This window comes from Gandjariella thermophila, assembly GCF_005405885.1.
GTDB lineage: Bacteria > Actinomycetota > Actinomycetes > Mycobacteriales > Pseudonocardiaceae > Gandjariella > Gandjariella thermophila.
Genome location: NZ_BJFL01000009.1, coordinates 41,316 through 66,675 on the forward strand (window position 1 = coordinate 41,316; position 25,360 = coordinate 66,675).

Sequence of the window (25,360 nt, forward strand, 5' to 3'; positions counted from 1 at the left end):
GCAGGTCGGGCCAGCCGATCATGGCTGCCCGCTCGGCCTGCCGGGACGACCTCTCGGCTCACCGGGCTCACGGCGTGGCAACGGTCGGTCGAGAGTGGGGTCATGGGCATTCTGGACGGCAGGGCCGTGGTGATCACCGGAGCCGGCCGGGGGCTCGGCCGGGCGTACGCGATGCACGCCGCCGAGTCCGGGGCGGCGGTCGTGGTCAACGACGTGGCCGGCGACCTCGCCGAGCAGGTGGTCGAGACCATCCGGGCATCCGGTGGCCGCGCGGTCGCCGGTGTCGGGTCGGTGGCCGACCCGGGGCAGGCCGCCGCACTGGTGGAAAGCTGCGTCGCACACTTCGGCGCGATCGACGGCCTGGTCAACAATGCCAGGGTCCGGCACGACGCGGTGTCCTGGGAGGACGATCCCGACCGGATTCGCCAACTCTTCGACGTCAACGTGCTGGGCACGATGTACTGCGGTCACGCGGCGGCGAGGGCGATGCGCGGGCGGGGCGGCGTGATCGTCAACGTGGCGTCCGGCTCGATGCTGGGCCAGCCCCGGGCCGTCGCGTACTCCGCGTCCAAGGCCGCTGTCGCCTCGCTGACCTCGGCCTGGGCGGTGGAGTTCGCCGAGCACGGCATCCGGGTCAACGCCGTCTGCCCGCTGGCCTGGACCCCGATGGCGGCGGCCGATCCCAGGGCACGTACCACCCCGCAGGACTCGCCGGAGCGGATCGCGCCGCTGGTCACCTACCTGCTCAGCGACCTGGCCTCGGGAGTCACCGGGCAGATCGTCCGGTTCGTCGGCGACAAGCTGTGCGTCGTTCGGCAACCCGCGATCAAGGAACCCGTGCTGGTGCGCGACTCCTGGGACGTGGAACAGATCGCCAAGGCCTTCGACGGCGACCTCGCGGGTGCCTTCGAACCGCCACCGACCGACCGATGGACCGTCACCGCCGGGGGAGACTCCGCATGGCCAGGCTGATCTACTCGGCGATCGTCTTGGCCGGGCGTGGCTACTGGCCGCGGCGTGGGGCGACGGGGACCGGGGTGCCGGCGAACTCCAGCAGGTCCGCGTTGAGCGTGTCCTTGTGCGTGGCGGTCAGCCCGTGTGGTGCGCCCGGATAGACCTTCAGGGTGGCGTCCGGGATGATCTCAGCCGACCGGCGGCCCGCGGCGTCGATGGGCACGATCTGGTCGTCGTCGCCCTGCACGATCAGCGTCGGGACGTCAACGCGCCGCAGGTCGTCGGTGAAGTCGGTCTCGGAGAACTCCCTGACGCAGTCGTACGCGGCCTTCAGCCCCACGGTCATGCTCATCAGCCAGAACGCGTCCCGGACGCCCTGCGACACCGTCGCGCCCGGCCGGTTGGCGCCGTAGAAGGGCGCGCTGAGGTCCTGGTAGTACTGCGACCGATCGGTGGCAACCCCGTACCGGATCGCGTCGAAGACCTCGATCGGCTGGCCGGCGGGATTGGTCGCCGTCTTCAGCATCAGCGGCGGCACGGCGGAAACCAGCACGGCCTTCGCCACCCGGGACGAGCCGTGGCGACCGAGGTAGCGCACCACCTCGCCACCGCCGGTCGAATGGCCCACCAGGATCGCGCCGTGGAGATCCAGCGCCTCCAGCAGTTGCCCGAGGTCGTCGGCGTAGGTGTCCATGTCGTTGCCGTTCCACGGCTGGCCGGAGCGGCCGTGACCACGGCGGTCGTGTGCGATGACCCGGTAGCCGTTGGAGGCCATGAACATCAACTGGTCGTCCCAGGCGTCGGCGGTGAGCGGCCAGCCATGGCTGAACACCATGGGCGGCCCGGATCCCCAGTCCTTGTAGTAGATCGGCGTGCCGTCGGTGGTGGTGATCGTGCTCATCGGTGCCCCCAGAGCAGGTGAGCGGTCTGGCACTACCGACGCTCGCACAGCGCCCACTCCGCGGCCCGGGTCCTCGGTTGGGTTCGCGGCGGGCCGTTGGTCATGGGTGACGTGGAGCAGGCGGCCCCTGATGACCCGGCATGGCCGGCCGCGGCAGTTGGCCGTCGTTACCTACCTGGGAGGCACTCCGCCGGCAATGATGCCGCTGATGACTCGGTAGAAGTCACCGCATCCCAGCGCGGTGAAGATTCCGCCAAGCCCACCCGGGGTCGTGGCGTATCTGGATGTCCACGCCACCAGTGCGCGGCGAACATCATTGAACCGGCCCTGTCGCAGGAGATCAATCGCCGCGGTGAGCGTGTTTCGAAGAGCGATAATTGCGGTCCGCTGTGCCGGCGTCATGTTCGGGAGCCTGTTATGCGCAATGATGGCAACAAGGTTCTGGCCGCATCTTTTACTGGACTCCGACCACGAGTCATGGACGGCGCCGCCACCCCCACGATCGCGACCCCTGACGAGCTGGTGGCCCCTGTCCCCGCCCGGCGGCAGCAGGGTCGCGCTCGGTGTTCCGGCGTGCTGTTGAGTGTCGGTGGGGCCGCCGTCGACTCCTTGTTGATCGTCATCGCCCGCCGCTACGGGCGCTGGCTCAGCCGTCGATGCGGCGGCGGAACCTGAACCTGCCGTAACAACGAGCGTGGTAATCAGGCACAATGCGAGAATGTTGATGAACCTGCCCCAGAAGCTTGAGAACATCACTCCAACCGCCCCCGCGGATCGCGCCCTGCATGGGCGTCGGGTTATGTGGCCAGAATGCCAGCGACTCGATACTCATCCAGGGCATTTGGTCCTCTGGAAAGGGGTCTCCGCGTCATCCCGTAGACCTGGGCGCCCCATCACGTCGCCGGTAGGGAGCAGCCCCTGGTCAGGTAGCGCGGCCGGTATCCGCCTCCGGTGCAGAAACCGGAGACGATCCGTGCTCCGCACCGACTCCGGCACCGACGGCGAGGGGGACCTTCGCCTCTGTGCGCCGCATGCCATCGTCGGTGACGGTGGGCGTCAGTCTCGCGGGGTGACGAGAATGCTCGACTTGTCCACCCGGTTGTCGAACCTGCCGGCGGTACGGGGTCAGGCGCACTGGGCAAACCATGAGTACGTCAGGGGTTGGGGCGTGTTCGGGTTGCCGTTCGACTCCGGTCACGTGCTCGTACTTCGCGTCTTCCCGGAGAACGACTTCGGTCCTTACCGCACGGTGTGGTATCGCGACCCGGGCGGCAGTTGGTCGATCTACGTCGATGAGGCACGACTCGACACGGTATGTCCCAGGTACTATGGCGCCGCGTCCAAGCACGTGGGACACGCCGATATCTCGCTCACCTGGACGGGCCCTACGTCCCTGCGGGTGACGATGGAATCTCCGGCGCTGGACTGGACACTTACCGCTTCGTCGACCCGACTTCTCGACTTCCTCAACACCATCAGCACGGCACTACCACTGACCACGTGGCGATCGCGGTCCATTATTCGGGCCCGGGAAGCACCGGCTCGCGCGCTGGGAATGGATCACATGCGCCTGTCGGGCGTGATGCCAAGCGGACACCGGAACAATCACGCCTCAGCGGATGTACTTTATCGATGACTCACGAGCCACCCTCGACGGCGTCGACCTCGGACGCCCGGTCCGGTTGCGGGAGAATCCGCGTATCGGTGACGTGACCCTGCCGGCCCGCGGTGTCCTGGCAATCGGGCAGGCAGCCTAGGTAGGGGGCACCGCCGCCACCGCAGCCGGCGCTTCCACTGCAGCCGCCGCGTGGACATGCTTTCCTGTCTATTACGTCTTCGATGACCCAGGCGTGCTCAGCCCGCACGATGTGCCGAGCATGGTCGGATTGGCCCGCACACTCGGGGGCGGCTCAGGCACGCCTACTACCTCGGCCCGGCGTCGCTGGCCCGACCATGCCCCAAGACGTGCCAGGGGCCGTCCACCTCGCGGTGAACGGCCCCTGGCCTGCAGTGTCCCTTGTCGGGGTGGCGGGATTTGAACCCACGACCTCTTCGACCCGAACGAAGCGCGCTCCCAAGCTGCGCCACACCCCGTTGGACGCCGGAAAGTTTAACGGATGTCCGCGTCCGCCTCGAAACCGACCCCGCGCATCGCGGGATCATCGTCGTGACCAGCGGGATTGCGCCGCGGCACGAGGGTGAGCAGGCTCGCCTCGGGCGGGCACGCGAACCGGACCGGCGCGTACGGCGAGGTGCCCAGGCCGGCGGAGACGTGCAGCCACATGTGCGCGCCCCAGCGGGAGGCCCCGCGGGCCCGGGAGCGGTCCAGCTCACAGTTGGTCACGATCGCGCCGTAGCCGGGCAGCCGGAGCTGGCCGCCATGCGTGTGGCCGGCCATCACCAGGTCGTAGCCGTCGTCGGCGAAGGCGTCCAGCACCCGCGGCTCGGGGGAGTGGGTCAGGCCCAGCCGCAGCGCCGCGGACGGGTCCGGGGTGCCGGCGATGTCGGCGTAACGGTCCCGCCGGAGGTGCGGGTCGTCCACCCCGGCGACGGCGATCTTCTGGCGGTTCACCGTCAGCGTGCGCCGGGTGTGGGTCATGTCGTGCCAGCCTCGCTCGACGAACGCCGCGCGCAGGTCCCGCCAGGGGAGCGGCACGCCGTGGATGCGCTTGCGGCTCTTGGTCAGGTACCGCACCGGGTTCTTCGGCCTGGGCGCGTAGTAGTCGTTGCTACCGAAGACGAACAACCCGGGACGGTCCAGCAGCGGACCCAGCGCGCGCAGCACGGCGGGGACGGCCTGCCGGTGCGCGAGGTTGTCACCGGTGTTGACGACCAGGTCCGGTTCCAGATCGGCGAGCTCCGCCACCCAGCGCTGCTTGGACTTCTGTCCCGGCATCATATGCAGGTCCGAGATGTGCAGCACGCGCAGCGGCGGAGCGCCCTCCGCCAGCACCGGCAGCGTCGCCTGGCGCAGTGTCCAGCGCCGCCGCTCCAGTCCGGCGGCGTAGGCGAGCGTGCCCGTGCCGAGGGCGAACGTCCCAAGGATGACCCGGCCAAGCGTGTTCACGACGTGGCAGCCTACGGTGCGTGGGCACCTGTTGGGCAAGTCGACCCCGCTCGGGGTCCGGCACGCCCGGCCGGGTGACGGCATCGGGTAAACCTCCGGCCCGGCCGTGGCGGCGGGTAACTTTTGTGGTCATGGCGGAGCTCAAGGCACGGCTGCAGGCGGATCTCGCCCACTCGATCAAGACGCGTGACACCACCAGCGTCGACACCCTCCGGATGGCGCTCGCCGCGGTGACCAACGAGGAGGTTTCCGGCGCGCAGGCCCGCGCGCTCAGCGACGACGAGGTCGTCCGGGTGCTGGCCAGAGAGGCGAAGCGGCGCCGGGAGGCCGCCGAGGCGTTCGCCGCGGCCGGGCGGGAGGACCTGGCGGCCAAGGAACGTGCCGAGGGCGAGGTGCTGCAGCGGTACCTGCCGGCGCAGCTCTCCGACGAGGAGTTGGGCGAACTGGTCGGTCAGGCGATCGAGGAGGTCACCGCCCGGCTCGGGGAGCGGCCGGGGCCGAAGCAGATGGGCCAGGTGATGAAGGCGGCGCAGGCGAAGGTCGCCGGCCGTGCGGAGGGCGGCCGGGTGGCCGGGCTGGTCCGCGCCCGCCTGCACGGCTGAGCCGCCCATCCAGGGTGCCGCCGATGCCGCACGGCCGCGCCTCGACCCCGGCGGTGCCGCCACGGCCGGGTTCGACACTGGTGGGCCGCTACCGGCCGCGCCCTGGCCACCAGCCGAACGGGCCCGGCGGTGGGATGCCGGGACCGGGACCGGGAACCACGACCGGTGGCGGTGGCGGTGGCGGCGCGGCCGTGGTCTGCGGCACCGGCAGGTACCCGGTGCTGACGAACAGCGTGACCGTGGTGCCGGGCAGGGCGTTGCCGCGCGGGCTCTGCGCGACCACCGTGCCGCCGGGAGCTGCGGAGTTGCGGGCCCGGGTGACCACGTCGTAACCGGCCTGGTGCAGCCGGTTGGTGGCGTCCTCGACGTCCTCGCCGACCACGTTCGGGATCTGCGTCTCGTCGCCGCCGTGCTCGTAGCGCGGGTCGCCGGGCGGCAGCGGCAGCACCGGCTGCCCGGCGAGGATCTTCGTCATGGCGTCGTACCAGGTCGGCGCCGGCACCGTGCCGCCGAAGATGCCCTTGCAGTCGACCGCGAGGCGGGGCGGCGTGGTGGCGCAGATCGTCCTCGGCCGGGGGCCGTCGTTGAAGGTGAGTACCGCGCCCGCGTACTGCGGCACCGCGCCGACGAAGCCCGCCGAGTAGTTGGTCTGCGTGGTGCCGGTCTTGGCCATCAGCGGGCGCTTCCAGTGCGCCGCCGCGGCGGCGGCGGCCGAGGTGCCGGCCATGGCCGGGTCGTCGTCCCGGCTCAGGCCCTCCACCAGGGTGTTCGCCAGCGGTTCCGGGACGGCCGCCTCGCACGGCGCCTCATTCACGGGCACCGGCCGGCCTTCGGCGTCCAGCACCGCCTCGATCGGGGTGGGCGGGCACCACCGGCCCCCGCTCATCAGCGTGGCGGCGACGTTGGCCAGTTCCAGGGTGCTCACCGGGGACGGGCCCAGGGTGAACGACGGCTTGTCCCGGAAGTACTCGATCTGCGGCTGGCTGATCTCCTGGCGCTCCGCGCCGGCCCTGGGCGGCTGGCCGAGTTCGTTGGTCTGCAGGCTGTCCCGCAGGCCCAGCCGCCGAGCCATGTCCAGCACCGGCTCCATGCCGATCTGGTCGACCAGGCTGACGAACCCGGTGTTCGGCGAGCTGGCCAGCGCCTGCTGCATGGTCATCGAGCTGGGATAGCCGTTGGAGGCGTTGGTGACGCAGTACCAGCGGTCGTCGTAGTGCCCGGTGCGCGGGCAGTCGGCCCGGCCGCCGGTGACGTACCGGTGCGAGACGTAGACCTGCGGCACGTCGATCCGGTTGAAGATGCCCATGCCCCTGTCGAGCGCGGCCGCCGCGGTGAAGATCTTGTAGATCGACCCGGCACCGAACATGTTCTGCACGCCGCTGGGCAGGTCCAGGGTGGTCTGGCCGGCGTCCTGGTCCAGCCCGTAGTCCCGGTTGGCGACCAGCGCCACCACCCGGTGCCGGTCCCGGCCCGGCTGGACGATGGCCATGGTGTTGGCGATGCCGTCGGTGGTCTTGGGTACGTGCGCCTCGGCGGCCTGCTTGGCCACCAGGCTGGCGTTGCGGTCCAGCGTCGTCCTGATCGTGTAGCCGCCGGTGCGCAACTGTTGCGCGGTGAACCCGGAGCGTTCCAGGTAGTCGACCACGTAGGCGCAGAAGAACCCGAACGCCGGGCCGGCGCCGATGCAGTTGCTGCTGGGCACGTGCATCGGGTTGACGATGCCGAGCGGCTCGCGCCTCGCCTCGGCCGCGAGGCCCGGGTCCAGGCTGCCGCTCTCCACCATCTTGTCGATGACGACGTTGCGGCGCTCCAGCGCGCGTTCCGGGTAGTTCAGCGGGTTGAGCGCGATCGGGCTGTTCACCATGCCGGCCAGCAGCGCGGCCTGGGCCACGCTCAGCTTCTCCGGGGTGGTGCCGAAGTACGCCTGCGCGGCCGCGCCGACGCCGTAGATGTTCGCGCCGAACGGGACGATGTTCAGGTACCGGGCGAGGATCTCGTCCTTGCTCAGCCGGTGTTCCAGTTGCAGCGCGATCCGTGCCTCGCGCAGCTTGCGCGCCACGGTCTGCTCCTGCGCCCGCTGCTGCTCCTCCTTGTTGTTCCTGGCCACCACGGAGACCAGGTAGTTCTTGACGTACTGCTGGGTCAGCGTGGACGCGCCCTGGGTGACCGTGCCCCTCATCTCGTTGGTGAGCATGGCGCGCACGGTGCCCCGCCAGTCCACGCCCTGGTGCTCGTAGAAGCGCCGGTCCTCCACGGCGACGATGGCCGCCTTCATCGCCGGCGCGATCTTGTCCGGCGGGGTCAGCACCCGGTATTGCTCGTACAGGTAGGCGATCGGCACGCCGTCGCGGTCCGTGATCGTGGTCATCAGCGGCGGGTCGGTGCCGGCCAGGTCGGTGGAGGTGGCGTCGACGGTGTCGCTGGCCCGGTTGGAGACCATGCCGGCCGCGCCGACGGCGGGGAAGAGCACGCCGGCTACCAGCACTCCGGCCAGTCCGCAGAGCCCGAGCAGTTTCAGCACGCCGTCGGTGTGACGCACGGCGATCAGCGTACGACGGTCAGCGCAGCGACACCCGCGATCCCACTACAAGGAGTGACGGAAGATCACAGCTAGGCAACCCGGTGTTGGCCGTGGAACCGGATGCCTCTACAGTCCGTCAACGTCTGTCGACAGCACCCGTACGGTGGCTCGTCATGCTGACGGGCAGCCTAGGGGACCTCGTTGCCGAGGGGGGCATCGAGGGGAAGTCGGGAAGACCCGTAGGAGCTGGGGGTCATGAGTTCTGCACAGGGGGACTGGCGACTCGACGCGGCGTGCCGGGACCGAGATCCCGACCAACTCTTCGTCCGGGGGGCCGACCAGCGCCGGGCCAAGGTGGTGTGCTTCGGCTGCCGGGTCCGCACCGAGTGCCTGGCCGAGGCGCTGGATCACCGGATCGAGTTCGGCGTCTGGGGCGGCATGACCGAGCGGGAGCGCCGGGCGTTACTGCGTCGCCGGCCGGACGTGCCGTCCTGGCGCGAGCTGCTCGAAGCGGCCCGCCGGGAGCACGCCATGGAGGAGGAGTGCCGGGTGAGCTGACCCGGCTCCGGATACGCCCGGCCCAGCCGCCGGCTCCACCCGGCGGCGGCCGGCCCCGTCACTCACCGGCCATCCGGCGGGCGATCTCCCTCAGCCCGTCCAGGTCGTGCACGTCGGTGGGCAGCGCCGGCACGCCCACCACCGCCACCGAGGGGTGCGCCCGGGTGAAGCGAGCCAGCATGCGCTTCTCCCGGTCGGCCACGGCCACCCGGTCGGCGTGCAGCCGCAGCACGGCCGCGGCCAGCGGCGCCTCGCCCTTGCGTTCCAGGGCTTCGGCCGCGGCCAGCGCCCGCGGCGCGGGTAGCGGGGCCAGCACCGGGTGGGTGCGGTTGACGACCAGGCCGGCCAGCGGCATCTGCTCCGCGGCCAGCCGCTCCACGAAGTAGGACGCCTCGCGCAGCGCGTCCGGCTCCGGAGCGGCGATCACCAGGAACGCGGTGCCCGGCGAGCGCAGCAGCTCGTATGTCTGCCTGGCGCGTTCCCGGAAGCCGCCGAACATGGTGTCGAAGGCCTGCACGAACGCGGACGCGTCGGCGAGCATCTGGCCGCCGACGATGGTGGATACCGCACGGGCGAACAGCCCGAACCCCGCCCCGACCAGCCTGCGGATGCTCCGCCCACCGGCCCGGGCCGGCGCGGAGAGCATCCGGATCAGCCGGCCGTCCAGCACGGCGCCGAGCCGCTGCGGCGCGTCCAGGAAGTCCAGCGCGGAACGGCTGGGCGGGGTGTCCACCACGATCAGGTCCCACTGGCCGGTGGCGGCGAGCTGACCCAGCTTCTCCATGGCCATGTACTCCTGCGTGCCGGAGAACGACGTGGAGATGGTCTGGTAGAAGGGGTTGGCCAGGATCTGCTCGGCCCGGCCGTCGCTGGCGTGCGCCAGCACCATGTCGTCGAAGGTGCGGCGCATGTCCAGCATCATCGCGTTCAGCTCGCCGCCCGACGGCAGGTTCGCGACGTGCACCCGGCGCGGCTGGTTGTCCAGCTCCCGCAGGCCCAGCGACTGGGCCAGCCGGCGGGCCGGGTCGATGGTGAGCACCACGGTCCGCCTGCCTCGCTCGGCGGCCCGCAGGGCCAGCGCGGCGGCCGTGGTCGTCTTGCCGACCCCGCCGGACCCGCAGCACACCACGATGTGCGTGCCCCGGTCGTCCAGCAACGCGTCCACGTCCATCCGAGGTGGACGGTGCGGGTGCGGGTGGCTGCCCGCCTCGACCGGCTCCGCCCGCTCGACCATCTCCTCGGCCGGCTCCTGCTCCTCGATCGGCTCGCTCACCGCTGTTCCTCCGCGACCCTGGGCGTCGGGCCGGCCGTGGCTCGGGGCATGGCTACCGCACTCCCTGGTCGGTCAGCGCCTCGGCCAGCTCGTAGAGCCCTCCGACGTCCACCCCGCCGTTGAGGTCGCGCAGCTCCAGCAGCGGCAGGTCGATCTCGGCGATCTGCTGCCTGGCCTGCTGCTCGACCTGCACCCGGACGGCGTGCTCGACGGTCTCGTCGACCAGCCCGTCCAGGCAGGCGGGGTCCAGCTCCAGCCCGGCCGCCTCCAGCCCGGAGCGCACCCGGGCGGCATCCACCCGGCCGCTGGCGGCCGCGGTGGTGGACCGGGCGGACAGTCGAGGCGGGCGCACCCGGTTGATCATCACGGCGCCCGGTCGTAGGTCGGCGATGTCCAGTTCGGCCACGGCGTCCATGGTCTCCCGGACCGGCATCTCCTCGAGCAGGGTCACCAGGTGCACGGCGGTGTCGCCGGAGTGCAGCAGCCGCACCACGCCGTCGCTCTGCTCCTTGATCGGCCCCACCTTGGCCAGGTCGGCCATGGCCCGGGTGACGTCCAGGAACTTGACCAGCCGGCCGGTCGGCGGGGCGTCCAGCACCACCGCGTCGTAGACGTGCCTCCCGCGGTTGTCGGTGCGCCCCACACACTCCTTGACCTTGCCGGTGAGCAGCACGTCGCGCAGGCCGGGGGCGAGCGTGGTGGCGAACTCGATCGCGCCCATCCTGCGCAGGGTCCGGCCGGCGAAGCCGAGGTTGTAGAACATCGACAGGTACTCCAGCAGCGCCGCCTCGGCATCCACCGCCAGGGCGCGCACCTCGCCCCCACCCGGCGCCGCCGCGATCCGCTGCTCGGCGTAGGGCAGCGGCGCGGTGTCGAACACCTGGGCAATGCCCTGGCGCCCCTCCACCTCGACGAGCAGCACCCTGCGGCCGCCCGTGGCGAGCGCCAGCGCGAGCGCGGCGGCCGCGGTCGTCTTCCCGGTGCCACCCTTTCCGGTGACCACGTGCAGCCGCACCCGGGCGAGTTCTTCCGTCCAACCGGCGATCGGCAGGGCCACCCGACCAGACTAGGTGGGCCGGATGCGGCGAGCCCGCCGGAGGAGTGGTGGCGCATCTCTCTTCCACCGGCGTCGCACCCGGCCCGGTGGTGGATCGTTAGGCTTGCGGGCCATGACGAAGTGGGAGTACGCCACGGTTCCGCTGCTGGTCCACGCCACCAAGCAGATCCTCGACCAGTGGGGCGAGGACGGCTGGGAACTGGTCACCGTGTTGCCCGGCCCGACCGGCGAGCAGCTCGTCGCCTACCTGAAGCGGCCGAAGGAGTCCTGAGTGGCCACCTGGTCGCAGCGCCTGGCCGAGCTGGGCATCGAGCTTCCCCCGGTGGCGGCGCCGGTGGCGGCGTACGCGCCGGCGATCCGTACCGGGAACCACGTCTACACCTCCGGCCAGCTGCCGTTCGTGTCCGGCACGCTGGCCGCGACCGGCAAGGTCGGCGACGAGATCGGCCCCGAGGAGGCCAAGCAGCACGCCCGCACCTGCGCGCTGAACGCGCTGGCCGCGGTGCATGGCCTGGTCGGCATCGACGCCGTGGTGCGGGTGGTGAAGGTGGTCGGTTTCGTGGCTTCCGCGGAGGGTTTCACCGGCCAGCCCTCGGTGCTCAACGGCGCCTCCGAACTGCTCGGCGAGGTGTTCGGCGAGGCCGGCCAGCACGCCAGGTCGGCGGTGGGCGTGGCGGAACTGCCGCTCGGCGCGCCGGTCGAGGTGGAGCTGGTCGTCGAGGTCTCCTGAACCGCTCGAGCTGCCTGCCCGGGATGACTCGGCGCGCGTTCAGTGGTCCGATCATCTTGCGCCGGTATCACCCATACGGGGTACGGTGACCGCCGCACGACGTTGGGGGCGTACGGGCCGGTGCGCGCGGCGCCCGCTTCGAGAAGGGGCAGGGCATGGCGGAGAGCGCGGAGCTGGCCGGCCACGAGCTGCTGTTGCGGTTGGCCGGGCGGCTGCCGGACCGGCGGCTGTGGCGGTTACGGGACTGGCTGGCCGGCGGCGCGATCGGGTCGCTGGCACGGGAACTGCCCAGAACGCTGCTGCGTGACCGCATCCCGGTCACCGAGCGGGAGCGGGACCTGATGTTCATGGCGCTGCGCGAGCCCGGCGCCGACGGCGGACTTATCAGTTCGATTCCAGGGGTGGACGAACCGCCGTCGCTCCGCTACACCTTCACACCGGAATCACCCGATCGAGTTGACATGGGTGACTCCGCCGCCGCAGTGCTCGGCGCCACGCTCCGTGGCCGCCAGGAGGTGGGCGAGGTCCGTGGCTGCTGGCGGCAGAGCCGCTCCCAGGAGGGCGGTGCCAAGCGAATCATCCTGGTGAGCGCCTTGGCCGGGCAGGCCCAACTGACCGGCGAGCTGCAGCGCGTGCTCCGCGCGCTGGGCGAGCACGAGCCCTGTGTCGAGGTGCTGCCGCCGGATATGGAACTGCCGTCCTACCACCGGGAGGCGCTGGGGGCTTCGGAGCTGGTGTGCACCGGTGCCGCGGCTGGCGCCGGGCTGCTGGCGTCCGGCTGACAGCCTGTTCCGGAAGTGGACTGACCTGCGATGACGAGTATGAGAACGCGCCAGGGCGTGTTCAGGAACAGGCACTGAGGCGTGGCCACTCGGCGGTTCGGGAAAAAGGAGACGTGGCGTGGCGGAGATTGACGGCACCGAACTACCCGTCCGACTGCATGACCTGCTGCTGGCGATGGCCGGCCGGATCGACGACGACGCGCTGTCCGAGATCCGCGAGCTGACCGCCGTCGCGGAACTCGACCGGGCCGTCGACCTGCTGGTCGGCACGCTGGTCGCCGGCCGGGTGCCGGTGACCGCGCGGGAGCGGGTCGAGATCAGCCGGATGCTGGACGAGGTTCGCTCCGATCCCAGGCTCGCCGACGACCTGGTGGTCGCCGACTCCGTTCCGGTGGTGCGGCACCGGTTCTCCGGTGGCTCCGAACCGGGCGGCGGGTTGGCGGAGACGCTGCGCGGTGTGCTGGACGTGCTGCCGGACGTGCTCGCGGTCGGCTCGACGTGGCGGGTGACGCCGGCCGGCGCCGCACCCGGGCCGCTGCCGCAGCGGGTCGTGCTGGTCGAGGTCGGCCCGGACGGTCACCCGCCGGCCACTGCGTACCGGGTGGAACACGTGCTGCGCCGGGCCGGGGTGCGCGCCGTGGTGGAGGTGCTCCGCCCCGGCGTCGAGCGCACCGAGTATCACCAGCAGGCCGCTGCGGCCGCGCAGCCGGTGGCGTTCACCGGCGGGCAGAACGGCTCCCGGCCATTCGAGTCGGCGACCCGGCACGCCTCCCGCCATCACCGCGCCGAGCCGGATGACTCGGAGCGTGTTCCGGACCGTGCCAGCGCGCCCGACGTCGAGGTCGACGCGGCCACGTCGACCAGGATGCTGCGGGCGGTCCCCGTGCTGCCGGACCGGATCGAGGTCCGCGGGCAGGCTGGGGAGCCGCTCGCGGAGTCCATATCGGACGATCCGGCCGGGCACCGGCCGGAGGACCACACCCGCGTCGCCGAACCCATCGGCGCGTCGGCGGACGACGCGATCTCCGCCGAGGCCGAACTCGCCGAGCCGGCGATCGACCCGGTGCCCGCCGGCGACGAACCGTCCGATGTGGACTTCCGGGACGAGCCGGCCCCGGTGCCGTCGTTGCCGCCCTCGGTGGACGGCCGGCTCAACGACAAGGAACGCGAGCTGCTGCGGCAGTTGCACGAGGAACTCGCCCAGCGCGAGCAGCAACGCGCCCGCCGCTCGGCCGGTGGGGCCGCGTCGAGCAACAGGTGGCAGGTGGACCGCTCCGGCGAGCGCGGCGGGTTCAGCCAGACCGTGCACGGCCTTGGCGGCCGGTCCGGGCCGGAGCTGGTGAACGGCCACCGCCCGCCGCCCTACCCGCCCGCCGGCTGAGGATGTCCCAGGCCGCGTGACGGGGTGCGCGCGGGGGAACTGGTGTGGCCGCCCGGGGAAGGCCGCGGGCCGCCACACCAGCATCCGTGGCATCAGTCCGCCTGCCCGGCCGCGCGGCGCGCGGCGTGCAGCAGGTGCTGCAGGTGCAGGCCGCGCCGGACGTCGCACGGGTGCGTGGTGGTGCCGCTCGCCACCATCGCGACGAAGTCGTCCAGCAGTGCGGTGAAACACTCCCGCGGCGGCGTGTTCCACCCGCCGAGCGCGCGGTGCCCGTGCTCGCCGTAGACGAAGAGCTCGGCCACCGGCGGCCGCAGCGGCAACCGCAAGGACAGCGTCACCGTGCTGGTCGCTCCGCCGGCGTGGCCGAGCACCAGGTGCCACAGGTCCTCGGGGGAGCGGTGCGCGGCCAGCACCTCGGTGATCTCGCCGAGCGCCGCGTCCAGCAGGTCGAGCGCGTGCGGGCCGACGTCGACGAGCGCGCCGTGGCGCCGCCGCCACGGCGACGCCGAGTACGGCCCGTCCAGCAGTGCGCCGTTCAGCCAGCGGGCGCCCCCACCGACCCAGGATCCGAGCCGGGCCAGCTCCTCGAGCCACCGCTGGGTCTCCGGGGCGAACCGGCGCACCAGGCCGACCAGCGACGCCACGCCGCGGTCGGCCACCGTGCCGGCGAGCCGGACGGCACCGTCCACAGTGGCCGCGATCGGCTTCTCCAGCAGCACGTGCCGCCCGGCCGCGGCTGCCTCGGTGGCCAGCTCCGCCTGCACGTCCGGTGGCACGGCGAACGCGACGGCGTCCACAGTGGACACCAGTTCGTCGAGGTCGTCGGCGACCTCGGCGCCGTGCGCGCCGGCGAGTTCCTCGGCCGCCGACCGGCGCCTGGCCCACACCGCGGCCAGCCGGGTGCCCGGATGGTCGGCGATCGACGGCGCGTGCACGGTGCGCGCCCACGGCCCGGCACCGACGAGACCCACTCGCAACTGCTCGGTCACGCTCCCATCCTGCCGAACACCGTTACCGCCATGTGGCACCGTTCCCGCGCACTTCCGGTAACGCCTAGGCTCGGTCGCGTGCCGGAACTGCCCGATGATCTCGTCCTGCCCGAAGGGTTCGCCCCGGGGCCGCCCGCCGGCGGGCCGGTGACCCCGAAAGACGCCGCCAGCGTGGTGCTGTTGCGGGACACCGCCTGCGGGCCCGAGGCGCTGCTGCTACGCCGCGCCGCCGGGATGGCCTTCGCCGCCGGCATGACGGCCTTCCTCGGCGGCGGAGTGGACCCGCGCGACGCCGACGTCTCGGTGGGCTGGACGGGTCCCGAGCCGGCCTGGTGGGCCCGCCGCTTCGGCTGCGAAGCCGGCCTCGCGACCGCGCTGGTGTGCGCGGCGGTTCGGGAGACGTTCGAGGAGGCCGGGGTGCTGCTGGCCGGCCCCGACGCGCACAGCGTGGTGGCGGACACCGCCGCCTACGGCGACGCCCGGCGGGCCCTGGAGACCAGGGAGATCTCGCTCGCCCAGTTCCTCGCTGACGCCGGGCTGGTGCTACGCGCCGACCTGCTGCGCCCGTGGGCCAACTGGATCACGCCGGAGGAGGAGGTCCGCCGCTACGACACCCGGTTCTTCGTCGCGGCCCTGCCGGACGGGCAGCGGGCCGACGCGGTGACCAGGGAGGCCGACGACGTCGCCTGGCGGCGGCCGGAGGACGCGCTGGCCGACTGGAAGCAGGGCCGGCGCTTCCTGCTCCCGCCGACCTGGACGACGCTGGCGGAGCTGGCCAAGTACCGCTCGGTGGCCGAGGCGATGGCCGCCGAGCGCACCATCACGGCGATCATGCCGCGGGTGGTGCGCCGGGGCGGCGTGCTGCGCGTGGTGCTGCCCGACGATCCGGAGTACGACGCCGCGGCGACCCACCTGGACGCCCGGCCCGATGACGACCTGGAGTCCCGATGACGCCCGCCGGGGCGACCCGATGAGCGCCGCCCGACCGCGCGGTGAGCGGGCCGAGCATCCGGCCTATGGGGTGCTGCGGCCGGTTACCGCCACGGCGTCCGTGCTGCTCGCGGACAACCCGTCGCCGATGACCCTGGACGGCACGAACTCGTGGCTGCTGCGGGCGCCGGGCAGCGCGGAGTGCGTGGTCGTCGACCCCGGCCCGGACGACGAGCGGCACCTGACCCGGCTCGCCGGGTACGGGCCGGTGGCGGTGGTGCTGCTCACCCACGGGCATCCGGACCACGCCGACGGCGCCCGCCGGTTCGGCGAGCTGGTCGGCGCTGAAGTGCGGGCGCTGGACCCGGCGCTGCGCCTCGGCGGCGAGGGGCTGACCGGCGGCCAGGTGGTGTCCGCCGCCGGCCTGGACATCCGGGTGCTCGCCACGCCCGGGCACACCGCGGACTCGCTGTGCTTCCTGGTGGAGCACGACGAGCCGGCGGTACTCACCGGGGACACCGTGCTCGGCCGGGGCACCACCGTGGTCGCCCACCCGGACGGCCGGCTGGCGGACTACCTGGAGTCGCTGCGCCGGCTCGCCGACCTGGCCCCCGGCACCGCGGTGCTGCCCGGGCACGGCCCGGAACTGCCGGACGCCGGCGTCGCCGCACGCGGTTACCTGGCGCACCGGGAGCAGCGGCTGGCGCAGGTGCGGGCCGCGCTGGACCGGCTGGGCCCGGACGCCACGGCGCGGGACGTGGTGGAGGTGGTCTACGCCGACGTGGACCGCGCGCTGTGGCCGGCCGCTGAGCTTTCCGTCCGCGCGCAGCTCGAGTACCTGCGCGAGCACGGGTGACACCGCCGCCCGCGTGCCGGCCGGTCAGCGTGTCGGCGGTGTGATCGTCTGCGCGGCCACGTACTCCAGTCGGGCGCCGGGCGCGTCCCGCTCCGCGGGCTCCTCGGCCCGGGTGAACACCGTGCGGCGGGCCTGGACGTCGAGCCGGACCCGGCCGCCGGCGAACGGGCGCAACGCGTCGGCCAGGTACCGAGCCTGGTAGCTGGGCTGGGCCCGGCCGCCCCGCACGTCCGCCTTGACCACTTCCGCCGGGGCGGGTCGGCGAGGTGGCGGCCGAGCCGTTCGCCTCGGCGCTCGCCGTGGTCGCCGCCACCGCATCGTGGGACGGCGCGCTGCCGCTGTGCACCGGGGTGCACCTGCGCGGCGACGGCGATCGGCTGGTCCTGCTGGCACCGGCACGCCAGGATGCAGGTCGACGTCCAGCAACGGCAGCGCGAACCGCGCCCCCGGGGTGCGCACCGCGAGCCTGCCGCCCTCCATCACCAGCCGCACCTGCTCGGCGTCCAGCGCGCGCAGTGTCTCGGCCAGCGGGCGGGCCGGAACCAGCACCCGACCGTCCACATGTGACACCGCGGGGCGGGCCAGCCGGACGGCGCGCTCCCGGTCAGTGCCGGCGAGTACCACGCCGTCCCGCCCCGCCGCCACGAGCATCCCGGCGAGCACCGGGTCGTACGGGCGGCCGGGCAGCAGCCGCGTCACGTCCATGGCCGCGGCCGCCAGTGCGGCCGTCGCGCCGGTCAGATCCAACTCGGGCGTCATGACCGGGACGCTAGCCGCGACCCCCGACGGAATCCCGGCGCCGATCGCGAGCGGCCAGCGCCTGCGGATCCCGCGCCGGCGGCGACCGTGTGCCGGGCCAGCCACACCGCGCCGGCGACGAGCAACCCGCAGGCGGCCGCGGCCAGGAGCGCCCAGGGCGGCCCGAACCGCTCCACGATCTGCCCGGCCAGCGACTGCCCCGCGGCCAGGCCCAGCATGATGGCCGTGATCACCCAGCCGAACGCCTCCGCCATCGTGCCGGCCGGCGCGACCTGCTCCAGCGCCGCCGAGTGCGTGGTGGTCTGCGGCGCGATCATCGTGCCGGCGAGCAGCATCGCGACCGCTAGGCCGGTGAGCGTGGTCGGCGCCGCGAGCAGCAGCACCAGCGCGGCGAACGCGGCCAGCAGCGCCGGCAGCCGCAGGTGCAGCGGCCGCGGCCACGGGCGTCTGCCGTACAGCACGCCGGCCAGTACCGAGGTGACCGACCACAGGCTGAGCAGCAGGCCGCCGGCGGCCGGCTGCCCCGCCCGGGTGGCCGCCGCGGGCACCGCCACCTCGATGAAGCCGATGACCGCGCCCATGCCGAGCGCGGCCAGCGCGACCGTGCGTATCCCGGCGCCAGCCAGCGCGCCGAGCAGCCCCCGGCCGCCGCCCCGGTGCTCACCCTGCGCCGCTGCCCGGTCCCGCTCGGTGGAGCCGCGCCAGGAACGCACCGTGCCGGTGAGCGCGAACACCAGGCTGCCGGCCGCCATGCCGGCCGCACCCACCACCACCCCGGTACCCGGCCAGGGAGCCGTGAGCAGCAGCCCGGACGCGGCGGGCCCGAGAACGAAGAACACCTCCATGCTGATCGCCTCGTAGGCGTACGCGGCGTGCCGGGCCGGCCCGGGCGGGAGCACCCGGGACCACATCGCCCGGGACGCGGAGCCGACCATCGGCTCGGTCAGGCCCTCGGCGAACGCCAGTGCGAGCAGCACCGGCTCGGCCGCCCGCGCCTCCACCGCCACCACCGTGGCCGCGACGACCAGCCCGAACAGCGCCGCCGCCACGATGATCGGCCGGCTGGGACCCAGCCGGTCCATCAGCCGGCCCTGCACGACCGAACCGACCGCGAGGCCGACCAGGCCGGCCGCGGACACCGCACCGGCGACCGCGAACGAGCCGGTGGTCCGCTGCACGTACAGCAGCAGCGACAGGCCCACCATGGCGATGGGGAATCGGGCGACCGCCGCGGCGATGACCGGGCCGCGCGCGGCCGGGGTGGTCAGCGCGGTGCGGTAGTCGGCGAGCCGGGCAGATTGGGACATGCGTACCAGTGTGGCAAACTCTGGTACGGGCGTACTAGTTGTTTTCCGCGGCCCGGCGTGGTGTCCTCTCCGGGCCGGTCGGATCCGTGCTCGCCGCCGCCAGTACAACCCCGCGCTAAGGTTGCGATTAGATAACGACGACGCGCCCTCAGCGTGCTCAGAGGCAACCCGGATGCGACTGGTGGAGTCCTAGAGGGTGACAGTCCTCGCAGGATGTGGCCGGCAAGGTGTCATCGGGGCAGGCATACCGCCAACCTGATGACCCAGCGTGTAGAAAGTCGCGCAACGCGTAGCTGTTGATCGACGGTCCAGGGCCGAGCTTTTGCCGCCCCGGCGTTTTCCCGGGAGCAAAAGAGGGGAACAATCGGAGACGACAACCACACAGGCCTCCCTCCGGTGATCAGGTCGGGGCCTTGAAGACCGGAGGAGAGCGTGGCGCCGTCGGGGGACGCGTCACGCGGAACACGAGGGGACCGGAGCGCTTTTCGGGGTGGCGCCCGGTCCTCTCGTGGCGTTCGGGGACGTTTCCGGTTGATACGCGGGCCCGCGGGCGCCGGTTCGGCCGGCCGGCGTCACGAAGGGGACCGCCCGCTGTGGTGCTCGCCGGCACGGCCGGGGGCACGCCGGGCGCACCCCGGCCGTGCCGGGCCCGTTACCTGCCTGACCTCGCCGGCGGCGTGGCGTTACGAGTCGTGGCTCAGCGCGCCCGGCGGGCCAGCCGCTCCGGGTCGAGGATGAGCACGCTCTTGCCCTCCAGGCGCAGCCACCCGCGGTGCGCGAAGTCGGCCAGGGCTTTGTTCACCGTCTCCCGGGAGGCGCCGACGTACTGCGCGATCTCCTCCTGGGTCAGGTCGTGGGTGACCCGGAGCAGGCCCGCCTCCTGGCTGCCGAAGCGCTGGGCGAACTGCAGCAGTGCCCTGGCCACCCGGCCGGGCACGTCGGTGAAGATCATGTCCGCGAGCATGTTGTTGGTCCGGCGCAGCCTCCTGGCCAGCACCCGCAACAGTTGCTCGGCGATCTCCGGCCGCTTGCCGATCCACTCGCGCAGCGCCGCCCGGTCCATGCACACCGCGCGCACCTCGGTGACCGTGGTCGCGGTCGAGGTCCTCGGGCCGGGGTCGAAGATCGACAGTTCGCCGAACATGTCGGCAGGGCCCATGATGGCCAGCAGGTTTTCCCGGCCGTCCGGGGACTTGCGGCCGATCTTGACCTTGCCGGACTGGATGATGTAGAGCCTGTCGCCGGGCTCGCCCTCGGCGAAGATCACGTGGCCGCGCGGGAACTCCACGGTCTCCAGCGACTGAGCGAGAGCTTCCGCGGCAGCCGGCTCTACGCCCTGGAAGATGCCCGCGCGGGCCAGGGTCTCGTCCACCTCGTCTCCTCCTGTCGAGACGCGGCGGCCGTTCGTGGAGCCGACCCCGCACCAGCGGGTGTCGACGCCGTGCCGCCGATCATTTGGTGCAGTCTATGACGTGCGCTACAGATCGCCCGATGGGCGGCCGCCACCGAACGCTCCGCACACGCACGGCAACGTCTCGCACAGCCCGCGGGAACGCGTCGCGCCGTGCGCCGCGCTCGCGGGCGTTCGCTCGGTGCCCGTCTCCGTCAGCCGACCGGCGCCCGCTTGCGCTTCGGGCGAACCCTACTTGCCCGCCCGCCGAGCCGCCGCAGCCGGAACAGCTCCAGGGCGCGACCGATGCCGTGGCCGTACAGAGCCTTGACCTCGTCCGGTCGAGCCTGCTCCAGGAACTCTTCCACCTCGTCCTCCTGCACGGCGACGTGCCGGAGTCGAGCCTCGACGCGCTCCATGAAGAGCGCGAAGAGCATGATCACCAGCGGTACGGCGATGACGAACCAAGGAGTCATGATGGGGCCGATCCTCGCGCATCGGGTCAGGGGTCGCACATCCGGGGTGCCGTCTCGGCTGTCCGACCGCCGGACGTCGAGCCTACGCCCGCCCGTACGCTGGACGCGTGCGACCCGTCACTCGCCGATCCGCGGGGGCTCCGTCCGCGGCCTCCTCGACCGCCCAGGAGAGTCGGACCGCGCTGGTCAGGCGCGCCCGCAGGATGGTGAGGGCACTGGCCGAGGGATACCCGGGAGCGCACTGCGAACTGAACTTCACCAACCCCCTGGAGCTCGTGGTCGCGGTGATCCTCTCCGCCCAGTGCACCGACAAGCGGGTCAACGAGGTGACGCCGAAGGTGTTCGCCAGGTACCGCACCGCCGAGGACTACGCCGGCGCCGACCGTGCCGAACTGGAGGAGTTGCTCCGGCCGACCGGGTTCTTCCGGAGCAAGGCCAACTCGCTGATGGGGCTCGGCGCCGCGCTGGTGGAACGGTTCGACGGCGAGCTGCCGGCCCGGATGTCCGACCTGGTCACGCTGCCCGGAGTCGGCCGCAAGACCGCGAACGTGGTGCTCGGTAACGCCTTCGACGTCCCGGGGATCACCGTGGACACCCACTTCGCCCGGCTGGTCCGCCGCTGGCGGTGGACCGCCGAGACCGACCCGGTCAAGATCGAGCACGCGGTCGGCGAGCTGGTGCCGCGCAAGGAGTGGACAATGCTCTCGCACCGGGTGATCTTCCACGGCCGGCGGGTCTGCCACTCGCGCCGGCCAGCCTGCGGCGCCTGCTTCCTGGCGCCGGACTGCCCCTCCTCCGGGGAGGGCCCGGTCGATCCGGCGCAGGCCGCCAGGCTGGTCAAGGGGCCGGAGACGGAACACCTGCTGGCGCTGGCCGAGCGGGTCCGCGCCGGAGAGCGGCTGGGCCGGGCCAACAACGGCGGCAACGCGGACGACGGCGGCCGGGGCGGCAGCGAGGCGGCTCCCCGATGACCGCGGTCGCGCGCGAACGCACGGAGACGAGCACCTCAGGCGGTGGTACCGAGAGCGACCGTCTCCGCGCGTCCCGGCCCCGCGGCCGCGCGGAAAAGGAGGCGATCGGTTGAGTTCACGGGCGCGCTGGGCCCTGGTGGCCGCCGTCGTGGTCGTCGCGGCGGCGGTCGCGCTATGGCCGTGGCTGCACCGGGGCGGCGGGGGCACCGCGATCCCGCCCGCGCCCACCGCGCCCTCGGTGGACACCGCCCCGCTGCGCGCGGCCGCCGCGTTGCGGCCCTGCCCGCGGCCCGCGCCGGGCGCCCAGACCGGCGGGCCGCTGCGCGACGCCACCGGCACCTGCCTGGCCACCGGTGACCCGGTGGACCTGGGCGCGGCACTGGCCGGACACCCGGCCCTGGTCAACGTGTGGGCCTCCTGGTGCCAGCCGTGCCGGGAGGAACTGCCCGCGCTGCAGGCCTATGCGGACCAGCCGGGCACGGTGCCGGTGGTCACCGTCCAGGTGCAGAGCACCCCGGCGGACGGCCTGAAGCTGCTGACCGACCTCGGCGTGCACCTCCCCACCGTGGCCGACTCGTCGGGAGCCGTTGGCAGGGCCCTGCGGCTGCCCAGCTACCTGCCGGTCAGCTACGTGGTGCGGCCGGACGGCTCGGTGGAGCAGGTGCGACCACCCACCCCGTTCGGCTCGCCGGACCAGGTACGCCAGGCGGTGTCCAGGTACCTGGGGGTGGCTCCCTGATGCGTGCGTCACGCCGCGTCAGCCAACGTGACCACGACGCGCGCGAACTCGCGGAATGGGCGGACGCCGTGAGCGGCGGTGCGGGATTCCCGGGCGACGCGGTCGCGGCCGCGCGCGGACCGGCGGAGCGAGCAGCATGAGTTCGGGACCGCTGGCCGCCCCCGACGACGTCCCGGAGTGGCTGTCCGGGCTGGTGCGGTTGTCCGGTGAATTGGACGCCCGCACCTTCACCAGATTCGCGCCGCCCCGAGCCGACCGGATCCGCCCGGCATCCGTGTTGGTGTTGTTGGGTGAGGACGGCGCCGGCCCCGGCTCGGGCCCGGACGTCCTGCTGCTGCGCCGGGCCGACACGCTGCCCTCGCATCCGGGACAGGTGGCCTTCCCGGGGGGAGCCGCGGAGCGCGGCGACGCCGGTCCGGTGGCCACGGCGCTGCGCGAGGCGGAGGAGGAGGTGGGCGTGCGACCGGACGGCGTGCGCCCCGTCGCGCTGCTTCCCGAGCTGTACATCCCGGTGTCCGGGTTCCTGGTGACCCCGGTGCTGGCGCACTGGCGGGAGCCCTGCCCGGTGCACCCGGTCGACCCGGCGGAGACCAGTGCGGTGGCCCGGGTGCCCATCGCGGACCTGGCCAACCCGGCGAACCGGTTCCGGGTGCGGCACACCAGCGGCTACTACGGCCCGGCCTTCGCCCTGCCCGGGATGCTCGTCTGGGGCTTCACCGCGGGCCTGCTCACCGAACTACTCTCGCTTGCCGGCTGGGAGCGGCCGTGGGACGACACGGACCTCCGAGATCTCGACGCGGCTTGGCGTGCCGCCGAGGAAATGGGCCGGCGGCAGTCGCGGGACGGCGACACCACCGGCCCCGGTGCCGGAGCGGATTCGCCTTCAGACTCGGAGGTGCGGCGTGAACTGGGTTGACCTGCTGGTGATCACCCTCGCGGTGCTCGCCGCCGTCTCCGGCGCCAGGCAGGGCATGGTTACCGCGCTGCCCGCGTTCGCCGGCGTGCTCGGCGGCGCGATCCTCGGTGTCCGGGTGGCGCCGCTGGTGGTGGACCAGTTCTCCTCGGTCGCCACCCGGGTGTCCTTCGCGGTGGCCATCGTCGTGCTGCTGGTCGCGCTGGGCGAGACGCTCGGCGTCTATGTCGGCCGGGCGATCAAGCGGCATGTCAACCGCACCCCGCTGACCGGGGTGGACAACGCGCTGGGCGCGGTGGTGCAGGGCGCGGTGGTGTTCGTGGTGGCGTGGCTGATCGCGCTGCCGCTCACCTCCGTGGTCGGCCTGCCCGGGCTGGCCGGCGCGATCAACCGGTCCGCCGTCCTCGGCACGGTCAACTCGATGATGCCCGCCGAGGCCCAGCAGTTGCCCGGCGAGCTGCGGCAACTGCTGGACGTGTCCGGCTTCCCCGCCGCGATCGACCCGTTCGCCCGGACCCCGATCGCCGACGTCAGCCCGCCGGACACCGCGTTGCAGAACAGCGCCGTGGTGAACCGGGTGCGGCCCAGCGTGCTCAAGGTGCGCGGCCGCGCGCCGTCCTGCTCGCGGGCCCTGGAAGGCAGCGGGTTCGTCATCGCGCCGCAGCGGGTGATGACCAACGCGCACGTGGTCGCCGGAACGGACGAGGCCCTGGTCGAGGTCGGCCGCGGTGAGCTGGAGGCGCGGGTCGTCTACTACGACCCCGAGGTGGACGTGGCGGTGCTCGCCGTCCCCGACCTCACCGCCGCGCCGCTGACCTTCGACGACCGGGCCGCCACCAGCGGCGAGAACGCCGTGGTGCTGGGCTACCCGCTGGACGGCCCGTACACGGCGTCGCCGGCGAGGGTGCGCGAACGCATCCAACTCCGCGGCCCGGACATCTACGACGCCAGGACCGTGACCAGGGACGTCTACACGGTGCGGGCCACGGTGCGCAGCGGGAACTCCGGAGGGCCGCTGATCGACCCGCAGGGCAGGGTGCTCGGCGTGGTGTTCGGCGCAGCGGTGGACGACCCGGAGACCGGGTTCGTGCTGACCGCCAGGCAGGTGGCCGCCGCGGCGTCCGCGGCATCGGACCTCAACCGGAAGGTGTCCACCGGCAGTTGCGCCACCTGACTTGCGAAACCTCGGGTTGCTGTCGTCGGTGTCTGATTCGGGCCGGACGGGGTCAGCTCGCGTCTGGGTCGGGGCGGTGCGCGAGGAACTCCACGAGCAGCCGGCTGACCGTGTGCGGGTCCTCCTCGTGCGGAAAGTGGCCGACCTCGGCCAGCGGTTGGTAGCGGGAGTGCGGGCCGCGCCAGCCGGCCGAGGCCTGCGCGGTGGCCGGCAGCATGCACCGGTCCAGCGCGCCGTGCAGTTGCAGCACGGGCACCGTGAGCCGGCGTTCGATCGCCTCGGCGAACCGGCGCCCCTCGCCGCGCAGCTGCGAGCGCACCGCCCAGCGGTAGTACTCCAGCGCGCTGTGCGCGACGCCCTGGACCAGCATCGCCTCCCGGTTCCGCCGCGCCACCTCGGCGAACTCCGGATCCAGCGGCCACTTCGGGCCGGACCAGGCGCGCATCAGCCGCTCCACCGCGGCGGCGCGCTCCCGGGTGAGGTGCCGTTCCGGCAGCAGCGGTGCCTGGAACCGCAGCAGGTGGCCGGCCGCCCGCGCCTGGCTGTGCCCGTACCGCCGGGCCGCGGTGCGCCAGAACGCGCTGCGCAGCGCGAGCGGGTGCGGCGCGGCCAGCACGGCCAGCGAGCGGACCAGCCGCGCGTGCATCGCGGCCACCGTCCAGGCCAGCATGCCGCCCCAGGCGTGCCCGACGAGGTCCGCCCGCCGCTCGCCCAGCGCCTTGATCAGCCCGGCCACGTCACCGGAGAGCGTCCAGCCGTCGTAGCCGCGCGGCGGCTTGTCCGAGTCGCCGTAGCCGCGCAGGTCCACCGCGACCGCCCGGTAGCCGGCCTCGGCCAGCGCGGTGATCTGGTGCCGCCACGCCCACCAGAACTCCGGGAAGCCGTGCAGCAGCAGCACCAGCGGACCGTCGCCGGCCTCGGCCACGTGCAGCCGGATGCCGTTCGCGGAGACGTCGCGGTGGCTCCACGGGCCGCTGATCCGGACCGTGGACGGGTCGGGGGGAACTCGCACGCCTGCCCGCCGCGCCGG

25 protein-coding genes and 1 tRNA gene are annotated in these 25,360 nt (G+C 73.0%); 14 read left to right on the plus strand and 12 right to left on the minus strand.

Features of this window, described 5'->3' with window-relative positions:
- Positions 1-102 precede the first annotated feature (102 nt).
- On the plus strand, positions 103-972 hold the full coding sequence (locus FFT21_RS11525) for an SDR family NAD(P)-dependent oxidoreductase (RefSeq protein ID WP_137813815.1): 870 nt from the start codon (positions 103-105) through the stop codon (positions 970-972).
- 31 nt (positions 973-1,003) lie between these two features.
- On the opposite strand, the gene FFT21_RS11530 is transcribed toward FFT21_RS11525, so the two are convergent.
- Entirely contained in the window at positions 1,004-1,855 is an 852-nt protein-coding gene (locus tag FFT21_RS11530; protein WP_137813816.1) for an alpha/beta fold hydrolase, read from the minus strand.
- Between the two features lie 1,078 nt (positions 1,856-2,933).
- On the opposite strand from FFT21_RS11530, the gene FFT21_RS11535 reads away from it, so the two are divergent.
- Complete coding sequence (locus tag FFT21_RS11535) at positions 2,934-3,491, plus strand: hypothetical protein (RefSeq protein ID WP_137813817.1); 558 nt, start codon at positions 2,934-2,936, stop codon at positions 3,489-3,491.
- A gap of 384 nt (positions 3,492-3,875) precedes the next feature.
- Here FFT21_RS11535 and FFT21_RS11540 read toward each other — a convergent pair.
- A tRNA-Pro gene (locus FFT21_RS11540) sits at positions 3,876-3,949 on the minus strand.
- A gap of 16 nt (positions 3,950-3,965) precedes the next feature.
- Positions 3,966-4,922: a metallophosphoesterase gene (locus FFT21_RS11545; protein ID WP_225978315.1), complete on the minus strand. Its 957-nt coding sequence runs from the start codon at positions 4,920-4,922 to the stop codon at positions 3,966-3,968.
- 131 nt (positions 4,923-5,053) lie between these two features.
- On the opposite strand from FFT21_RS11545, the gene FFT21_RS11550 reads away from it, so the two are divergent.
- The gene (locus FFT21_RS11550) at positions 5,054-5,524 is read left to right on the plus strand and encodes a GatB/YqeY domain-containing protein (protein ID WP_137813819.1); all 471 of its coding nucleotides are present in this window, start codon (positions 5,054-5,056) and stop codon (positions 5,522-5,524) included.
- A gap of 88 nt (positions 5,525-5,612) precedes the next feature.
- Here the strand turns inward: FFT21_RS11550 and FFT21_RS11555 are convergent, their stop codons facing one another.
- Positions 5,613-8,063, minus strand: coding sequence for a transglycosylase domain-containing protein (locus FFT21_RS11555; protein WP_137813820.1), 2,451 nt, complete (start codon positions 8,061-8,063; stop codon positions 5,613-5,615).
- 237 nt (positions 8,064-8,300) lie between these two features.
- Here FFT21_RS11555 and FFT21_RS11560 point away from each other — a divergent pair, with 237 nt between their 5' ends.
- Positions 8,301-8,603, plus strand: coding sequence for a WhiB family transcriptional regulator (locus tag FFT21_RS11560; protein ID WP_137813821.1), 303 nt, complete (start codon positions 8,301-8,303; stop codon positions 8,601-8,603).
- A gap of 58 nt (positions 8,604-8,661) precedes the next feature.
- Here FFT21_RS11560 and bagB read toward each other — a convergent pair whose 3' ends face one another.
- Both bagB and bagA read right to left on the minus strand, forming a co-directional pair.
- Positions 8,662-9,774: an ATPase BagB gene (gene bagB / locus FFT21_RS11565; RefSeq protein WP_192909500.1), complete on the minus strand. Its 1,113-nt coding sequence runs from the start codon at positions 9,772-9,774 to the stop codon at positions 8,662-8,664.
- Between the two features lie 154 nt (positions 9,775-9,928).
- Positions 9,929-10,933 carry an ATPase BagA gene (bagA, locus tag FFT21_RS11570; RefSeq protein ID WP_137813822.1) on the minus strand — a complete coding sequence of 335 codons (1,005 nt, stop codon included), beginning with the start codon at positions 10,931-10,933 and terminating at the stop codon, positions 9,929-9,931.
- Between the two features lie 112 nt (positions 10,934-11,045).
- Here bagA and sp36 point away from each other — a divergent pair, with 112 nt between their 5' ends.
- The 4 genes from sp36 (at position 11,046) to FFT21_RS11590 (ending at position 13,826) form a co-directional block, all read left to right on the plus strand.
- Complete coding sequence (sp36, locus tag FFT21_RS11575) at positions 11,046-11,204, plus strand: Sp36 family protein (protein ID WP_137813823.1); 159 nt, start codon at positions 11,046-11,048, stop codon at positions 11,202-11,204.
- Positions 11,205-11,663: a RidA family protein gene (locus FFT21_RS11580; RefSeq protein WP_137813824.1), complete on the plus strand. Its 459-nt coding sequence runs from the start codon at positions 11,205-11,207 to the stop codon at positions 11,661-11,663. It abuts the gene before it with no gap.
- A gap of 155 nt (positions 11,664-11,818) precedes the next feature.
- On the plus strand, positions 11,819-12,445 hold the full coding sequence (locus tag FFT21_RS11585) for a hypothetical protein (protein WP_137813825.1): 627 nt from the start codon (positions 11,819-11,821) through the stop codon (positions 12,443-12,445).
- A gap of 118 nt (positions 12,446-12,563) precedes the next feature.
- The gene (locus FFT21_RS11590) at positions 12,564-13,826 is read left to right on the plus strand and encodes a hypothetical protein (RefSeq protein WP_137813826.1); all 1,263 of its coding nucleotides are present in this window, start codon (positions 12,564-12,566) and stop codon (positions 13,824-13,826) included.
- A gap of 92 nt (positions 13,827-13,918) precedes the next feature.
- Here FFT21_RS11590 and FFT21_RS11595 read toward each other — a convergent pair whose 3' ends face one another.
- Entirely contained in the window at positions 13,919-14,815 is an 897-nt protein-coding gene (locus tag FFT21_RS11595; RefSeq protein ID WP_137813827.1) for a Gfo/Idh/MocA family protein, read from the minus strand.
- A gap of 78 nt (positions 14,816-14,893) precedes the next feature.
- Here FFT21_RS11595 and FFT21_RS11600 point away from each other — a divergent pair, with 78 nt between their 5' ends.
- Together FFT21_RS11600 and FFT21_RS11605 are read left to right on the plus strand one after the other, a co-directional pair.
- A complete protein-coding gene (locus FFT21_RS11600; RefSeq protein ID WP_225978316.1) occupies positions 14,894-15,766 on the plus strand; it encodes an NUDIX hydrolase in 873 nt (290 codons plus the stop codon).
- Positions 15,767-15,785: 19 nt separating this feature from the next.
- Positions 15,786-16,601 (plus strand): MBL fold metallo-hydrolase, encoded by an 816-nt coding sequence (locus FFT21_RS11605; protein ID WP_137813924.1) that lies wholly within the window; start codon positions 15,786-15,788, stop codon positions 16,599-16,601.
- A gap of 24 nt (positions 16,602-16,625) precedes the next feature.
- Here FFT21_RS11605 and FFT21_RS11610 read toward each other — a convergent pair whose 3' ends face one another.
- The 4 genes from FFT21_RS11610 to FFT21_RS11625 form a co-directional block, all read right to left on the minus strand.
- Positions 16,626-17,360, minus strand: coding sequence for a DNA polymerase III subunit beta family protein (locus FFT21_RS11610; RefSeq protein ID WP_137813829.1), 735 nt, complete (start codon positions 17,358-17,360; stop codon positions 16,626-16,628).
- Positions 17,357-18,667: an MFS transporter gene (locus tag FFT21_RS11615; RefSeq protein WP_137813830.1), complete on the minus strand. Its 1,311-nt coding sequence runs from the start codon at positions 18,665-18,667 to the stop codon at positions 17,357-17,359. The genes FFT21_RS11610 and FFT21_RS11615 overlap by 4 nt, the downstream gene beginning before the upstream one ends.
- Before the next feature lie 697 nt (positions 18,668-19,364).
- A complete protein-coding gene (locus FFT21_RS11620; RefSeq protein WP_137813831.1) occupies positions 19,365-20,039 on the minus strand; it encodes a Crp/Fnr family transcriptional regulator in 675 nt (224 codons plus the stop codon).
- Between the two features lie 233 nt (positions 20,040-20,272).
- Complete coding sequence (locus tag FFT21_RS11625) at positions 20,273-20,533, minus strand: hypothetical protein (RefSeq protein ID WP_137813832.1); 261 nt, start codon at positions 20,531-20,533, stop codon at positions 20,273-20,275.
- 203 nt (positions 20,534-20,736) lie between these two features.
- On the opposite strand from FFT21_RS11625, the gene nth reads away from it, so the two are divergent.
- The 4 genes from nth (at position 20,737) to FFT21_RS11645 (ending at position 24,330) form a co-directional block, all read left to right on the plus strand.
- Positions 20,737-21,504 (plus strand): endonuclease III, encoded by a 768-nt coding sequence (gene nth, locus FFT21_RS11630; protein WP_137813833.1) that lies wholly within the window; start codon positions 20,737-20,739, stop codon positions 21,502-21,504.
- A 109-nt stretch (positions 21,505-21,613) separates the two neighbouring features.
- A complete protein-coding gene (locus FFT21_RS11635) occupies positions 21,614-22,243 on the plus strand; it encodes a TlpA family protein disulfide reductase (RefSeq protein WP_137813834.1) in 630 nt (209 codons plus the stop codon).
- 136 nt (positions 22,244-22,379) lie between these two features.
- Positions 22,380-23,159 (plus strand): NUDIX hydrolase, encoded by a 780-nt coding sequence (locus tag FFT21_RS11640; protein WP_137813835.1) that lies wholly within the window; start codon positions 22,380-22,382, stop codon positions 23,157-23,159.
- On the plus strand, positions 23,146-24,330 hold the full coding sequence (locus FFT21_RS11645; protein WP_137813836.1) for a MarP family serine protease: 1,185 nt from the start codon (positions 23,146-23,148) through the stop codon (positions 24,328-24,330). Before FFT21_RS11640 ends, FFT21_RS11645 begins: the two co-directional genes overlap by 14 nt.
- Before the next feature lie 52 nt (positions 24,331-24,382).
- Here FFT21_RS11645 and FFT21_RS11650 read toward each other — a convergent pair whose 3' ends face one another.
- Positions 24,383-25,342: an alpha/beta fold hydrolase gene (locus tag FFT21_RS11650; protein ID WP_137813837.1), complete on the minus strand. Its 960-nt coding sequence runs from the start codon at positions 25,340-25,342 to the stop codon at positions 24,383-24,385.
- Positions 25,343-25,360: the final 18 nt, after the last annotated feature.